This is a genomic window from Agreia pratensis (assembly GCF_900177685.1).
GTDB lineage: Bacteria > Actinomycetota > Actinomycetes > Actinomycetales > Microbacteriaceae > Agreia > Agreia pratensis.
The window spans coordinates 273,053-287,635 of sequence record NZ_FXAY01000003.1 but is presented as its reverse complement, the minus strand read 5'-3'; the positions used below and the strand labels follow the sequence as shown (position 1 = coordinate 287,635).

Below are 14,583 nucleotides of genomic sequence, written 5' to 3'. Positions count from 1 at the left end.
TACCGACCCTAGCTGTCGACCGCCTGAAGTCGGTGCAGCGCCTCGCGCCTCGTCTCTTGTTCGATCGGATCGGGTACGGGAAGCGATGCGAGAAGTCTCTGCGTGTAGGGATGGCGCGGCGCGCCCAGAACCTCCGCGCCCGTTCCCTCTTCGACGAGCTCGCCCTTGTAGAGAACCGCGATGCGGTCGGCGAGCATGTCGACGACGGCCAGATCATGACTGATGAACAGCGACGCGAATCCGAATTCCCTCTGCAGCTCGGTGAAGAGCTCGAGCACGCGCGCCTGAACAGACACGTCGAGCGCACTGGTGGGCTCATCGGCGATGAGCAGCTTCGGACGAAGGGCGAGCGACCGGGCCAGGCTCGCGCGCTGCCTCTGGCCACCGCTGAGTTCGTGCGGGTAGCGATCACCGAATGCCTTGGGCAGCTGAACGGCCTCGAGCAGGTCGTCGACCTGGGTGCGAGCGTCGCGGGCATCAGTCGCCCGACCGTGTACGACCAACGGCTCCGCCACGCATTCCGCGATGGTGAGCAGAGGATTGAAACTCGACGCCGGATCTTGGAACACGAACCCGATGTCGACTCGGGCACTGCGGAAAGACCGCTCCTTGATGCCGAGCATCTCGCGTCCGAGCACGTTGAGCGAGCCGCCGGTGACCTTGGAGAGCCCGGCGATCGCACGACCGATGGTGGTCTTGCCCGAGCCCGACTCCCCCACCAGTCCCAGAACCTCTCCTTCTTTGATCTCGAAGGAGACGCCGTTGACAGCGCGGAACCCACCGCGGCCGAGACGCCCGGGATATTCGATCACGAGATCGCGAGCAGCCACCACTGGCGTGCTGGAAGAGGCGCGCTCGAGACGCTCCTGCGTGCGAACGGCCGCCCGCGCTTCGCCCTGGCCGATATGGGGAACCGCGGCAAGAAGCTGCTTCGTATAGTCGGCCTGAGGAGACGCGAACAGCGTACGGCTATCCGCCTCTTCGACGACCTTGCCCTGATACATCACAACCACGCGGTCGGCGAGATCGGCGACCACCCCCATGTTGTGCGTGATCAGCACGATCGCGGTGTCGAACTCGTCGCGCAGGCGCCTGAGCAGGTCGAGGATCTCTGCCTGCACGGTGACGTCGAGCGCGGTCGTCGGTTCGTCGGCGACAATCAGGCCGGGGTTGAGTACGAGCGCCATGGCGATCACCACACGCTGCTTCTGGCCACCCGAGAACTGGTGCGGGTAGTAGTCGACCCGCGTCTCCGGATCGGGAATCCCGACGCGGCGCAGGATGTCGATGGCCTGCTTCTTCGCATCGGCGCGCGACACGGATCCATGCGCCCGGATGCCCTCGGCGATCTGCCATCCGACGGTGTAGACGGGGTTCAACGCGGTCGACGGTTCCTGGAAGACCATGGCGACGTCGTCGCCGCGCAATTCTCGAAGCGTGTTGGCCGAGGCCGCTACGACATCGGTCGTACGGGTTCGGTCACGGCTTCGCAGCAGAATCGAGCCCGACGAGGTGGCCGTCGCCGGGACCAGGCCGAGAATCGACTTGGCCGTGACGCTCTTGCCGCTGCCGCTCTCGCCAACGATCGCGACGATCTCGCGCGGCCGCACGGCGATAGATACGCCATCTACCGCGCGAACAGCGCCGCCATCGGTGGCGAACGTCACCCGCAGGTCTTTGATGGCGACGATGTCGTCGACGCCCGTGCCGCCTGTGGTGACAGTGCCGTCTGCGATGCTCACGGTCGAGCCTCCTCGTTCGAATCGATCAGGGGGTCACCCGAGGCGCCGGCTCCATGCGGAACGGCGTCATCGTCGGCGCTCGGCGCGCCCGAGTCGACAGCCGCGCGACGCCCGCGCAGTCGCGGATCTGCCAGGTCGTTGAGACTCTCGCCCACCAGCGTGATGCCCAGCACGGCGAGCACGATCGCCAGGCCCGGGAACAGGGCGGTCCACCAAATGCCGCTGGTCACGTCCGACAGCGCCTTGTTGAGGTCGTAGCCCCATTCTGCCGCGGCCGACGGCTCGATGCCGAAGCCGAGGAACCCCAGGCCGGCGAGAGTCAGCAGCGCCTCGGAGGAGTTGAGGGTGAGCAGAAGCGGCAGCGAGCGCGTCGCATTGCGCAACACGTGCCGCACGATGATGCGGGGTGCTCGGGTGCCGATGACCTTGGCCGACTCGACGTACGCCTCACTCTTGATGCGCACCGTCTCGGCCCGGATCACCCGGAAGTACTGCGGAATGAAGACGACCGTGATCGAGATCGAGGCCGCCAGAATTCCTCCAGCAAGATCCGATTTTCCTCCCGAGATGACGATCGACATCACGATGGCGAGCAGCAGCGACGGGAACGCGTAGACGGCGTCACAGACGACCACGAGCACTCTGTCGAGCCAACCACCGAGGTATCCGGAGATCAAGCCGAGCGCGATGCCGACGAAGATCGACAGCAGCACCGACACGATGATCGTCAGCAAGGCGGTCTGAGCCCCCCAGAGAACACGGGAAAGCACGTCATAGCCACCGACGGTGGTGCCGAGCAGGTGCGAAGACGAAGGCGGCTGCTGGGCTCCGAACGTCTCACCGCTCGAGCGCAGTTGTGAGAAGCCGAACGGGGCAAGCACGGGGGCCAGGATCGCGACCAGAACGAAAGCGAGGGTGATGACCACGCCGGCCACGAGCATCCCTCGCTGCAAACCGATGCTCGAACGCACCTGGTCGAAGAGCGGGATGCGCGAGGCCAGGCTTCGGCGCGGTCGGGAGGGCGTTGAGAGACGGGTCACGATCAGTACCTCACTCGGGGGTCGATGAGGGCGGCTATCACATCGACGATGAAGTTGGTCACCGCGACGATCACGGCGAGCAGAGCCACGATGCCCTGCACGGCCACGAAGTCGCGTGAAGCGAGATACTGCGCGAGCTGGAAGCCGAGGCCCTTCCACTCGAAGGTGGTCTCGGTCAGCACCGCGCCACCGAGGAGCAGCGCGATCTGAAGACCGATCACCGTGATGATGGGAATGAGCGCCGGACGGTACGCGTGCTTGCGCACCAGGCGGAACTCGCTCACCCCGCGAGAGCGGGCGGCATCGACATAGTCGGTTCCGAGCGTGCCGATGAGGTTCGTGCGTACCAGCCTCAGAAAGACTCCGGCAGTGAGGAGGCCGAGGGCAATGCCGGGCAGCACCGCGTGCGACAGGACATCCCCGATCACATCGGGATTGCCCGTCTGAAAAGCGTCGATCAGATAGATGCCTGTCTTACCCGGCAGCACCTGCATCTGTAGTTCGGCTCCGGTCGAGGCTCGGCCGGCGACCGGCAGCACGTGCAGCCAGACAGAGAAGACCAGTTTCAGCAGCAGCCCGGCGAAGAACACGGGTGTCGCATAACAGAGGATGGCGAAGATGCGCAGGAACGCATCCGGAGCCTTGTCACGGAAGTACGCGGCCACCATACCGAGCGGGATTCCGACGACGAAGGCGACGATGAGGGCGTAGAACGCCAACTCCAGCGTGGCGCCGCCATAGGTCAAGAGCACCTCGGTCACAGGACGGTTGTCGGTGATCGTGTTGCCGAAATTTCCGGTGAAGACCTGTCCGATGTACTCGAAGTACTGCACGAGAATCGGGCGATCGTATCCTGCGTCGTGAATGCGCTTGGCGAGTTCGACGGCGGTCAGCTTGCCACCCTGGGCCGCGGTGATCGGATCACCCGTGGAACGCATGAGCACGAACACGAGGGTCACCAGGATGAAGATGGTGGGGATGATCAGGAGAAAGCGCACGATGAGGTAGCGCAGCAATCCCCCGCCGCTGGATGCCGAGCGGCGAGCCGCCACGGGCGGTGCCGCGGACGCGGGATCCGGAGTTGCCAATTCTGCAGTCACAAGAAGAAGTCCTTGGTTAGACGAGTGGGTGGCCGACGAACACATCAGGGGCGAGGCGCGTAACGCCTCGCCCCTGAGATCGCGCTAGAGGAACTCTAGCCTGCGATGGATCTAGCCTTTGGCCAGTGCTCCGTAGCGGAACTTGAACGAGGCATCCAGCGTGTCGCTGGTGCCCGTCACCGTGGTGCCGGTGACGGCCACCTGGGCGCCCTGAAGCAGCGGGATCGTCGGCAGGTCACCAGCGACGGTGTCCTGGATCTTCTCGATGAGCGCGGTACGCGCGGCCGGGTCGCTTGTCACACTCTGCTCCAGCACGAGGCTGTCGACGGCCGGGTTCTGGTAGTGGCTCTGCAGGAAGCTCTCCTTGCCCGTCGGGTTCAGGAAGAACGGCGTCAGGTAGTTGTCTGCGTCGGAGTAGTCGGGGAACCATCCCAGCTGGTAGGCCGGGTAGGCGTCGGCGACGCGGTCCTTCGAGTACTGCACGTACTCCGTCGACTGGAGGTCGACCGTGAAGAGTCCGCTCGAGTCGAGCTGGTCTTTGATCAGCGCGTACTCGTCGCTGGAGCCCGGGCCGTAGTGATCGGTGTTGTACTGCAGGCTCAGCTTGATCGGCACCGTGACGCCGGCGGCGGTCAGATCGGCCTTCGCCTTCTCAACATCGGCGCCCCCGTTGCCGTCGCCGTAGAGCGGCTTCAGCGACTCGGTGGCGCCGGTGAGGCCCTGCGGCACGTAGGAGTACAGAGGCGTGTAGGTGTCCTTGTAGACCTGGGTGGCGAGTTCCTTGCGGTCGATGACGTCGGCAACGGCCTTGCGAACCGCGAGAGCCTTAGCGGGGTCTGCCTCGGGAGTCTTCGCACCATAGGGCTGGGTGTCGAAGTTGAAGACGATGTAGCGGATCTCGCCACCCGGACCGTTGACGACCTTCACCTTGTCGTTGGTGGAGAGATCAGAGATGTCCGTCGCCGAAAGGCTGCGGAACGCCACGTCGATGTTGCCCTCCTGAATGTCGAGCTTGAGGTTCGACGCGTCGGCGTAGTACTTCACGTTGACGACGTCGGTCTTGGGCGTGCCGAGAACGCCCTTGTAGCCGGAGTATGCCTTGTACGCGATCAGGTTGTTGAAGTCGTAGCTCGTGATCTCGTACTGGCCGGCGAAGGCCTTGCCGTCGACGATCTCCTTATCGCTCGTGATCTTGTCGGCAGCGAACACCTCTTCGTCGACGATGGGGCCGGCGGGGCTGGACAGGATCTGCGGGAACACCTGGTCGTTCTCGGTCTTCAACGTGAAGACCACTGTGGTGTCGTCGGGCGCGGCAACCGAGTCGAGGTTGTAGAGCAACGACGACGGTCCGTTCGCGTCGGCGATCTTGAGCTGGCGATCGAAGCTGAACTTCACGTCAGACGAGGTGAGATCGTGTCCGTTCGCGAACTTCAGACCGGGCTTGAGGGTGACCGTGTATTCGGTCGGCGCGGTGAACTCGGCCTTCTCGGCGATGTCCGGCTGCACATCCGGGCTGCCGTAGGGCGTGTTCATGAGGAACGGATACACCTGGTTCATCACGGCGAACGATCCGTTGTCGTACGAGCCGGCCGGATCGAGCACGGTGACCTTGTCGGTCGTGCCGATGGTGATAGCGCCGCCCGCGCCGCCGCCGGTGGTGCCACCGGAGCAACCGGCGAGTACCAGCGCCGCCACTGCGGTTCCGGCGAGCAACGCTATACCGCGCGCCATACGTGTGGATGCGGATTTCATATCCGTCTACCTCTCTGGAGTGATGTTTCAGACACAGATGTACCCCGTATCGGGGCATACCGTGATTGCTGTACCCCAGTCATACCGCAGCAGGCGAACTGTCACCAAGCTGACAGGTAGCGGTCATGAACATGTTTACCGGATCGAAACAAGACCGTTCCAGACAAGCAACGTCGGATTGCCGCCGATGTGGTCTATTCGCGCAGGGCGCGTCTGTCTGCCTCGACCTGCATCAGCTGCCGCTGCAACGAGCGATGCTCCTCGGGCTGGGAGGTCGCATCGGTGCGCTGGAACTGCCCGAGCAGTTCCTCCTTGCGACGAACCAGGTCGCGCTCGATGAGAGAGAGAACCACCTGCTGCAGATACACATCGAGCTCGCGCTCCGGGCGCTCCGGAACCGGGGCCACGGCGAGTTGCGCGACGAGAGTCTTCACAGGGTCGGGGACGGTCTCCTGAATGATCGACGCCCACTCGGGTTTGTCGAAGGAGTTGAGTCGCATGGCCACCGCGTCGCGCACCGCAGCCAGAGCTCCGTTGCTGAACGCCACCGCCGTTCCCCGCGCCAGCAGATCTTTGCCCACGCTGTTCGGAAACTGCAGCATCGCCATCAGCGCGTCGCGCTCGAGGCGGGTGGCCGTGGTGCTCGGCAGGCTGGTCAGCGAGATCGCCACGGGCGGCGCGACCTCGAGCGAGGTGATGGATGCCGGACCGCCTTCGGCGGCCGGAGCCAGCCGCGGGGACTCGAGTTCTCGCGACGCGGCATGCTCGCTCGATCGGCCGGCGGCATCCACGGCCCGGCCGACCTCGCCGAGGTCCATGCCGAGCAACCGGGCGAGTTCGCGGGCGTAACCCGGGCGAATCGACGGATCGCGGATATCGGCGACGACGGGAGCGGCGGCCCGTAGGGCGGCGACCCGGCCCTCGACCGTGTTGAGATCGAAGGTCGAGAGTCTCTGCTTGATCACGAACTCGAACATGGGCTTCTTGCCGGTGACGAGACGTCGCACCGCATCGTCTCCACGGCCGAGACGAAGGTCGCACGGGTCGAGTCCGTCGGGTGCGACGGCGACATAGGTCTGAGCGGCGAAGCGGTGCTCTTCGCTGAAAGCGCGCAGCACGGCCTTCTGTCCCGCGGCATCCGGATCGAAGGTGAAGATGACTTCGCCGAGCCCGGCGGTGTCGTCGGAGAGCACACGACGCATGACCTTGATGTGGTCGACGCCGAACGAGGTGCCGCAGGTCGCTACCGCCGTGGTGACTCCCGCCAGGTGGCAGGCCATCACGTCGGTGTAGCCCTCGACGATCACGACCTGGTGACTTCGCGCGATGTCGCGCTTGGCCAGGTCGAGCCCGTAGAGCACCTGCGACTTGTGATAGACGAGGGTCTCGGGCGTGTTCAGGTACTTGGGGCCCTTGTCGTCGTCGAGCAGGCGACGCGCACCGAAGCCGACGGTCTGACCGGTCTGATCGCGGATCGGCCAGATGAGCCGGCCACGAAATCTGTCGTAGCTGCCCTTCTCGCCCGCACTCGTGAGCCCGGCGGCGGTGAGCTCGTCTGCCGTGAATCCTTTGCCGCGCAAGTGCTTTCCGAGAATGTCCCAGCCCTTGGGCGCGAACCCGACACCGAAGCGCTGGGCGGCCGATGCGTCGAATCCGCGTTCTCCGAGAAAACGCCTGCCGATCTCGGCCTCGGGGGTCATGAGCTGCTCGATGAAGAACTCGCGCGCCGCATCGTTCGCAGCGAGAAGCCGCGCCCTCGACGAGTAGTCCGACGGGGCTCCCCCGTCTTCGTAGTGCAGCTCGAACCCGATCCGCGCGGCCATGCGCTCGACGGCCTCGCTGAATGAGACGTGGTCCATCTTCTGCAAGAAGGTGAAGACGTCGCCGCCTTCGCCGCAACCGAAGCAGTGGTAATACCCCACCTGCGGGCGCACGTGGAAGCTCGGGCTCCGCTCGTCGTGGAACGGACACAGGCCCTTCATCGACCCGACGCCGGCGCTCTTCAGGGTGACGTACTCTCCGACTACGTCGCCGAGGTTGATGCGCGATCTGACCTCGTCGATATCGCGCCGCAGAATCAGTCCAGCCATCAGCCCAGCAGTCCCCTGCTCCAGGCGATCGCCGACTGGTCGGTGAGACTCGCCACCTGATCGACGACGACACGCTTGCGCGCCGCATCGTCGGATGCCTCGCGCCAGTCGGCCGCGAACGCCACCTCGAGCGCGCCCTCACCCAGACGAAGAAGCTCGGTGGCGAGCGAGGTGAGGATGGCGCGCTGTTCGACGTAGAGAGGCTGGCGGGAGTCACTGGCCATCACATAAGCGGCGACGATTCCCTTCAACACCGCGATCTGAGCCTCCACGGGTCGAGGAACGACGACACTCCCGCCGAAACGGGCGAGCGCCTCGGCGGGGTACGCCTCGCGGGTGGCGGCTGTCGATCTGCCTGCGAACCGGCCGATCAGCTGACTCGTGAGATTCTTCAACCGGCCCTGGGCGAGCCGCGATCCGTCCCAGCCGTCGAGCCAGATCTCCAGCGAGGTCAGTTCGTCGAATGCCGCGGTCAATTCGTCGCGACTGAAGTCGTCGCCGACCCATGACGAGATCGCCGCGACGAGATCGTCGTGATCGGCTCGTGCCCCGAGGGCGCCCACGTCGATGTAGCCGGTCAATACGGCGTCTTCGAAGTCGTGCACCGAATACGCGATGTCGTCGGAAAGATCCATGACCTGCGCCTCGATGCACTTCTGACCCACGGGTGCACCCTGGCGAAGCCACCGGAAAGCCGCGTCGTCTTCGGGGTATACGCCGTACTTCGCGCGGCCGCTGGGGTCTCCGATCGCGTCCTCGATAGTCCACGGGTACTTGCAGCTCGCATCGAGACTGGCTCGGGTGAGGTTGAGACCTGCGCTTGTGCCGTCGGCGTAGATCACCTTGGGCTCCAGCCGGGTCAGGATGCGCAGGCTCTGCGCGTTGCCCTCGAAACCGCCGATGTCGGCTGCCCATTCCGCCAATGCGCGTTCTCCGTTGTGCCCGAACGGCGGATGCCCCAGGTCGTGGGCCAGACAGGCCGTGTCGACCACGTCGGGGTCGAGGCCGAGACTCGTGGCGAGCTCCCGACCGACCTGCGCGACTTCGAGCGAGTGCGTGAGGCGATTGCGGGCGAAGTCGAGGTCGGCCGGCGAGAGCACCTGTGTCTTGGCGGCAAGTCGGCGAAACGCGCTCGAGTGCAGGATGCGGGCGCGGTCACGCGCGAAGTCACTGCGGCGTGAGGAGTGTTGTTCGGCGACGATTCGTTCGCTGTCACGAAGCTCGTATCCCGCAGGAAGAACGGCCGGCGCGGCCGCGACATCGGGGAAGGACTGCATGGTTCTAACCGCCACTGTGATGCAGCTCGGCGCTCGCCAGCTCGGCGCGCTCGGGCAGGTCTAGCTCTCGCGATTCGAGCCACTTGTCGGGAAGCGACGGCCGCTTCGGCGAGCCGGCCCGACCTCGAGGCCCCTCGGCGTCGATGCCGGGATACGGCAGCGAGCCGTCGAGCGTGGCGAGAACCTCGTCCATCTCTGCAAGCGACTTGACCATGCTGAGGCTCGCGCGAACCTCGTGGCCGACCGGGTAGCCCTTGAAATACCAGGCCACGTGCTTGCGGATATCGCGGCACGCGCGGTCTTCGTCCTCGAAGAACTCCGAGAGGAGCTCGGTGTGCCGCCGGATCGCACCTGCCACCTCGCCGAGCGTCGGTGCGGCGCGCGACTCACGGGCGACGGATGCATCGAGCCGGCCACTGCGCACACGGAACGCGTCTGCGAGATCACCGAAAAGCCAGGGCCTGCCCAGGCACCCGCGCCCCACGACGACCCCGTCGCATCCGGTTTCGTCGACCATGCGAATGGCATCGTCGGCCGACCAGATGTCTCCATTGCCGAGCACGGGGATGCTCGTGATCGTCTCTTTGAGGGTGGCGATCGCCGACCAGTCGGCCTGGCCGGAGTAGAAGTCGGCGGCGGTTCGCGCGTGCAGCGCGATGGACTTGACTCCTGCGCCCTCTGCAGCTTTAGCGGCCTCGAGGTAGGTGAGGTGATCGTCGTCGATGCCTTTGCGCATCTTGACCGTCACCGGAATGTCGCCCGCGGCATCTACTGCTTGCTCGACGATCTGCCGGAACAACCCGAGCTTCCACGGCAGAGCCGAGCCGCCACCTTTGCGGGTGACCTTGGCCACCGGGCATCCGAAATTCATGTCGATGTGATCGGCGAGATTCTCTTCGACCAGCATGGTGACGGCCTGGCGCATCGTGGCCGGATCGACTCCGTAGAGCTGGATGGAGCGCAAGGTCTCGGAGGGGTGGTGACGGATGAGACGCATGGACTCGGGAGTGCGCTCGACGAGCGCCCGGCTCGTGATCATCTCGCTCACATACAGACCGGCACCGTATTCACGGCAGAGGCGCCGGTATGCGGTGTTGGTGATACCCGCCATGGGCGCGAGAACAACGGGCACGTCGAGTTCGATCGGCCCGATGCGCAGGGCAGGAGCGGGGATGGCGGCCGTATCGACCGGTGCGAGGGAGGAATTCATGACTCGTCGATTCTCCCAGAGATTTGTTCGGGTCGGGTCAGACTGGACGCAGCTGTGGACGACGCCCGTCAGCTCGGGTCGGCCGCCGCCTGTCGAGACGGCTGCTCCCCCGGCTCGATGATGCAGACGCCGTCGACGCACACCGCGCCGGATGCGCCGACCATGCGCAGAGCCGGCGCATCCGGTGCGGCCAGCATCGACGTGGTGCTCGCCTCAGTCGACGCCGTCGCGTCTGATACCGACGTCATGCCTGCGCCGCGTCTGCGGAAGCGTCGCGTTCGCCCGCGACCTGGCCGAACACGTCGACGAAAGTGGCGGCATCCTGCGCGCCCGACACACCGTACTTTCCGTCGATCACGAAGAAGGGCACGCCCTGGATTCCGTACTCCTGGGCTTGGCGCTGGTCGGCGCGAACGGCGGCGAGGTACTCCTCCGACTCGAGCGATCGTACGACGTCGTCACGATCGAGACCGATCTCGGCGGCGAGGTCGGCCAGGTCGTCGATGCGGCCGACGTTGCGGCCGTCTTCGAAGTAGGCCTTGAGGAGCCGTTCCTTTGCCTGCAGCTGAAGGCCCTTCGACTTGGCGTAGTGAATGAGCTCGTGCGCCTTCACCGTGTTCGCATGCTGGAGGACGTCGAAGTCGTAGTGGAGTCCGACGTCTTCGGCGATACCGACGACGCGGGTGAGCATCTGCCTGGCCTGCTCGGCCGGAATGCCCTTGTGCTGAGACAGGAAGTCGACCTCGTCGCCGTCGAAGCCGACGGGTGTGTCGGGCGAGAGTTCGAAGCTGTGATACTCGATCTCGACCGCCGGGGTGCCCGGCTGGGCGGCGTACGCCTCGATGCCGGCCTCGAGCTTGCGCTTGCCGATGTAGCACCATGGGCACGCGATGTCACTCCAGACGTCGACTTTGATGGAAGCGGGAACGGCTGGGGTCTGAAGATCGGTCACAGTGGGTCGAACGGATGATCGTGGCCCGCTATTCCCGATCGCGGGCCATGAGCTCGGAAGAATTTCTCGGCTCGCATGGTTGACTCCGTTCATGACGACTTCAGGGCGTGACCGGGTGATCGACGATGCGGCGCGCCGCGGTATTCAGGTGGAGATCGTCGAACGCCCGCCCGCGGGCAGTCTCGAAGAAGCTGCGGCGGGGCTCGGTCTCGATCCCTCTGCGATCGTGAAGACGCTGGTGGTCAAACGGCATGACGGCGACTTCGTGTTCGCCCTTGTTCCGGGAGACCGGCAGATCAGCTGGGCCAAACTCCGCGCACTCGTGGGCGTGAACAAGCTGTCCATGCCGCATCAGGACGTCGCCTTGCAGGCCACCGGGTACGAGCGCGGCACGATCACGCCGCTGGGAAGCACGACCGCGTGGCCGGTATTCGCCGACGAGCGCATCGTCGGCCGACGCATTGCGCTGGGCGCCGGCGAGCACGGTCTGTCGGCCTTCGTCGACGCAGACGGGCTTCTGGATGCCTTCGGCGCGACCATCGCGGACATCACCGACGAACTCAAGCCACGCTAGGCCGCACGCTCGCGGAAGCGTGTGTCTCTACGACGCCTGGGCGATGATGTGACGGGCGTATTGAACGCGACCGAAGACATCCGGCGCCGTCGCGGAATTCGCCGCCGGGATATTCGTGGTGTGCAGCAGCGTGCCGTTGCGCACCGTCACCTGCACGTAGCCCGTGGCGACCTGCTCGCGCACCAGGAGGAAGAGGAGTCCGAGGAAGAGGAAGAAGAATCCGAGAATCGCCAGCACGATGGCCCATGTCGGGGTCTTGGACTCGACGCGGGTGAAGTCGGTGACGAAGATCTCGGTTCCGGAGAGAGCGGTGCTACCGCTAGGCGTGACGAGCCAGTGCTCTGTCACGGTGACGTCACCGATGACGACGAGGGGCTGCTCAGCTGCCGGGGCGTTCGAAGACGAAACCATATCTGACATGCTCGAAGCCTAGCGGCGACCGCTCCCGGCTCGAAGTCTCTTCGAGAGACTCGGCGAACGCCGGTTCAGGAAGCAAGTGGCGCGTCGGGCTTGTCGACGGCTCCGCCGAAGCGGCGCGACCGGCCGGTGTAATGCTCGATGGCCTGCCACAGATCGAGTCGGGTGAAGTCGGGCCAGAGGGTGTCGAGGAAGACCATCTCGGCGTACGCAGCCTGCCACAGCTGGAAGTTGCTGGTGCGCTGCTCGCCCGAGCTCCGCACGAAGAGGTCGACATCGGGCAGATCGGGCAGATACAGGTGCTTCTGGATCGTCTTCTCGCTGATGCCCGAGGGCTTCAGCCGGCCCGCGCGCACGTCTTCGGCGATGGCCGTCACCGCATCCACGATCTCGTTGCGACCACCGTAGTTGACGCACATGCTCAACGTCATCGTGCTGTTCTTGGCGGTCATCTGCTCTGCGAGCTGCAGATCTTTGATGACGCTCGCCCAGAGCCTCGGCTTGCGACCGGCCCAGCGTATGCGCACGCCCCACTCGTTGAGCTGGTCTCGGCGGCGGTGCAGCACCTCTCGGTTGAAGCCCATGAGAAAACGCACCTCGTCGGGTGAGCGCTTCCAGTTCTCGGTCGAGAACGCGTAGACGCTGAGGTGCTTGACACCGATCTGGATGGCGCCGGCAACCACGTCGAGCAGTGCTGCTTCGCCGGCCCGGTGTCCTTCTACTCGGGTCAGGCCACGGGAATTGGCCCAACGACCGTTGCCGTCCATAACGACCGCGACATGACCGGGTACCTGCGCACGAGGAATGTCGGGTGGGTAGACGCCGGTCCAATCGATGGCACGGAACTCGGGGACCTCTGATGCTCTAGATCTGCTCACGACACGGCCTCCTGGCGCTGTTTCTGGGCGGAGCGGTCTACATGTTCGAGAGAACGCAGCCCCCGCTCCAGGTGCCATTGCGTATAGGCCGAGACGACGCCGCTCGCCTTCGAGCGTGAAGCCTGGTCTGCAGCATCGGCCCGTGCCCAGTCACCGGTCAGCAGCGCACTGAGAAGGCCGATCGTCTGCTCGTCGAGCCGCACCGTGCCCGGAGGAGCCACAGAGTCGCTGACGACACCTCCGAGTTGCACGACGAACGCGGAGTGCGGACCGGGCTCGCCGGTCACGGCGCAGTCGTGGAAGCTCGGCGCCCATCCGGCCATGGATAGGGCCCGCAGAAGATACGAGTCGAGAGTGAGGCTTGCGCCGTGCTCCCCGCGCGACAGGGAACGGAGTGCGCCGACCAGCAGGAGGTATTGCGGGAGGCCGGCTTCTGCCTCGCTCAGCTTGTCCGCCGTCTCAACCATGGCGCTGGCCGCGGTGTAGCTCGCGTAGTCGGCGGTGATAGCGGCCCCGTACGACGAGATGGTCTCGGCCTGGGTGACCGTATCGAGCGAACGGCCCTCGTAGAACTGGACGTCGGCGACCATGAACGGCTCGAGCCGCGCGCCGAACTTCGACCCCGTGCGCCGCACCCCGCGGGCCACGGCGCGAACTTTGCCGTGCTGGCGAGTGAGCATGGTGACGATCCGGTCGGCCTCACCCAGCTTGTGGGTGCGCAGCACGACGCAGTCGTCACGGTAAACAGGCACGATCCATTATCGACCCTCGGCCGCCTGAATGCCCGGCGCACGCGCGGTCGTGGTACACCTTGAAGGTGTCTGATGCCGTGGCTTTCTCGATCCCCCTCTGGTCGGATCTCTTGGCGGTGGGAATCGGAAGCCTGCAGGGCGCCATGTTCGCCTCGCAGTTCAGGGATCGCAGGCTGGATCTGCTCGGTGTCGCCATCATCGGTGTCGCCACGGGGCTCGGAGGCGGTCTTCTTCGCGACATCTTCCTCGTGGTGCCCCTCGTCGCCCTGCACACGAACTGGTACCTGAGCGTCGCCGTTCTCTCGGCGCTCTTCGGAATGCTCCTCGTGCGCCTCTTCGAGAGGCTCGACACGGTGATCACCATCCTCGACGCCCTCACCATCGGCCTCTTCGGAGCGATCGGAACGACCAAGGCTCTCTCGTTGGGTCTTCCCGTGATCCCCTCGATCTTCGTGGGTGTCGTCTCGGCTGTCGGCGGCTCCGTCGTTCGAGACGTTCTGCTCGCCATGCCGATCGCGTTGATGCACGTGGGTTCGCTCTATGCGGTGGCCGCTGGAGCGGGCTCGGTGGTACTCGTCACCTTCTGGGCCGGCGGCATGGACATCACCGTCGCCGCAGTGATCTGTGTCCTCGTCACCACGGTTGTTCGTCTGCTGGCCGTGCGCTACGGGTGGAGTCTTCCCGAGCAGCGCGCCATCCGGAGCATGCCCAGGATCTCGCGCGCAGCCCTGCGCCCGCGCTGGCCCCGGCTTCGCCGTACGGCCAAGCCGGGGCAGCGCTGAAAACGGGCGCCGGTCTC

14 protein-coding genes are annotated in these 14,583 nt (G+C 65.3%); 2 read left to right on the top strand and 12 right to left on the bottom strand.

The features are described from left to right. Nucleotides 1–8: 8 nt before the first annotated feature. The 9 genes from B9Y86_RS10950 to B9Y86_RS10910 form a co-directional block, all read right to left on the bottom strand. On the bottom strand, nucleotides 9–1,742 hold the full coding sequence (locus B9Y86_RS10950; RefSeq protein ID WP_244894727.1) for a dipeptide ABC transporter ATP-binding protein: 1,734 nt from the start codon (nucleotides 1,740–1,742) through the stop codon (nucleotides 9–11). Next, a complete protein-coding gene (locus B9Y86_RS10945) occupies nucleotides 1,739–2,782 on the bottom strand; it encodes an ABC transporter permease (protein WP_244894726.1) in 1,044 nt (347 codons plus the stop codon). Before B9Y86_RS10945 ends, B9Y86_RS10950 begins: the two co-directional genes overlap by 4 nt. Nucleotides 2,783–2,784: 2 nt before the next feature. Then, the gene (locus B9Y86_RS10940; protein WP_244894725.1) at nucleotides 2,785–3,882 is read right to left on the bottom strand and encodes an ABC transporter permease; all 1,098 of its coding nucleotides are present in this window, start codon (nucleotides 3,880–3,882) and stop codon (nucleotides 2,785–2,787) included. Between the two features lie 111 nt (nucleotides 3,883–3,993). Further along, nucleotides 3,994–5,634, bottom strand: a complete 1,641-nt coding sequence (locus B9Y86_RS10935; protein ID WP_085485905.1) for an ABC transporter substrate-binding protein — start codon at nucleotides 5,632–5,634, stop codon at nucleotides 3,994–3,996. Between the two features lie 194 nt (nucleotides 5,635–5,828). Beyond that, nucleotides 5,829–7,724, bottom strand: coding sequence for a DNA primase (gene dnaG, locus B9Y86_RS10930; protein ID WP_085485903.1), 1,896 nt, complete (start codon nucleotides 7,722–7,724; stop codon nucleotides 5,829–5,831). Next, nucleotides 7,724–9,001, bottom strand: a complete 1,278-nt coding sequence (locus B9Y86_RS10925) for a deoxyguanosinetriphosphate triphosphohydrolase (RefSeq protein ID WP_085485901.1) — start codon at nucleotides 8,999–9,001, stop codon at nucleotides 7,724–7,726. The genes dnaG and B9Y86_RS10925 overlap by 1 nt, the downstream gene beginning before the upstream one ends. A 4-nt stretch (nucleotides 9,002–9,005) precedes the next feature. Then, entirely contained in the window at nucleotides 9,006–10,211 is a 1,206-nt protein-coding gene (gene dusB, locus B9Y86_RS10920; RefSeq protein ID WP_085485899.1) for a tRNA dihydrouridine synthase DusB, read from the bottom strand. A gap of 68 nt (nucleotides 10,212–10,279) precedes the next feature. Beyond that, complete coding sequence (locus B9Y86_RS10915) at nucleotides 10,280–10,459, bottom strand: hypothetical protein (protein WP_085485897.1); 180 nt, start codon at nucleotides 10,457–10,459, stop codon at nucleotides 10,280–10,282. Then, a complete protein-coding gene (locus tag B9Y86_RS10910) occupies nucleotides 10,456–11,163 on the bottom strand; it encodes a DsbA family oxidoreductase (RefSeq protein WP_244894724.1) in 708 nt (235 codons plus the stop codon). The genes B9Y86_RS10915 and B9Y86_RS10910 overlap by 4 nt, the downstream gene beginning before the upstream one ends. Before the next feature lie 91 nt (nucleotides 11,164–11,254). Here B9Y86_RS10910 and B9Y86_RS10905 point away from each other — a divergent pair, with 91 nt between their 5' ends. Next, the gene (locus tag B9Y86_RS10905) at nucleotides 11,255–11,737 is read left to right on the top strand and encodes an aminoacyl-tRNA deacylase (protein WP_085485893.1); all 483 of its coding nucleotides are present in this window, start codon (nucleotides 11,255–11,257) and stop codon (nucleotides 11,735–11,737) included. 27 nt (nucleotides 11,738–11,764) lie between these two features. On the opposite strand, the gene B9Y86_RS10900 is transcribed toward B9Y86_RS10905, so the two are convergent. The 3 genes from B9Y86_RS10900 to recO form a co-directional block, all read right to left on the bottom strand. Then, the gene (locus B9Y86_RS10900) at nucleotides 11,765–12,157 is read right to left on the bottom strand and encodes a hypothetical protein (protein ID WP_139824864.1); all 393 of its coding nucleotides are present in this window, start codon (nucleotides 12,155–12,157) and stop codon (nucleotides 11,765–11,767) included. Nucleotides 12,158–12,222: 65 nt separating this feature from the next. Beyond that, complete coding sequence (locus tag B9Y86_RS10895; RefSeq protein WP_244894723.1) at nucleotides 12,223–13,032, bottom strand: isoprenyl transferase; 810 nt, start codon at nucleotides 13,030–13,032, stop codon at nucleotides 12,223–12,225. Beyond that, a complete protein-coding gene (gene recO / locus B9Y86_RS10890; protein WP_085485889.1) occupies nucleotides 13,029–13,784 on the bottom strand; it encodes a DNA repair protein RecO in 756 nt (251 codons plus the stop codon). Before recO ends, B9Y86_RS10895 begins: the two co-directional genes overlap by 4 nt. 65 nt (nucleotides 13,785–13,849) lie before the next feature. Between recO and B9Y86_RS10885 the strand changes: the two genes are divergently transcribed. Continuing rightward, nucleotides 13,850–14,566, top strand: coding sequence for a trimeric intracellular cation channel family protein (locus tag B9Y86_RS10885; protein ID WP_244894722.1), 717 nt, complete (start codon nucleotides 13,850–13,852; stop codon nucleotides 14,564–14,566). Nucleotides 14,567–14,583: the final 17 nt, after the last annotated feature.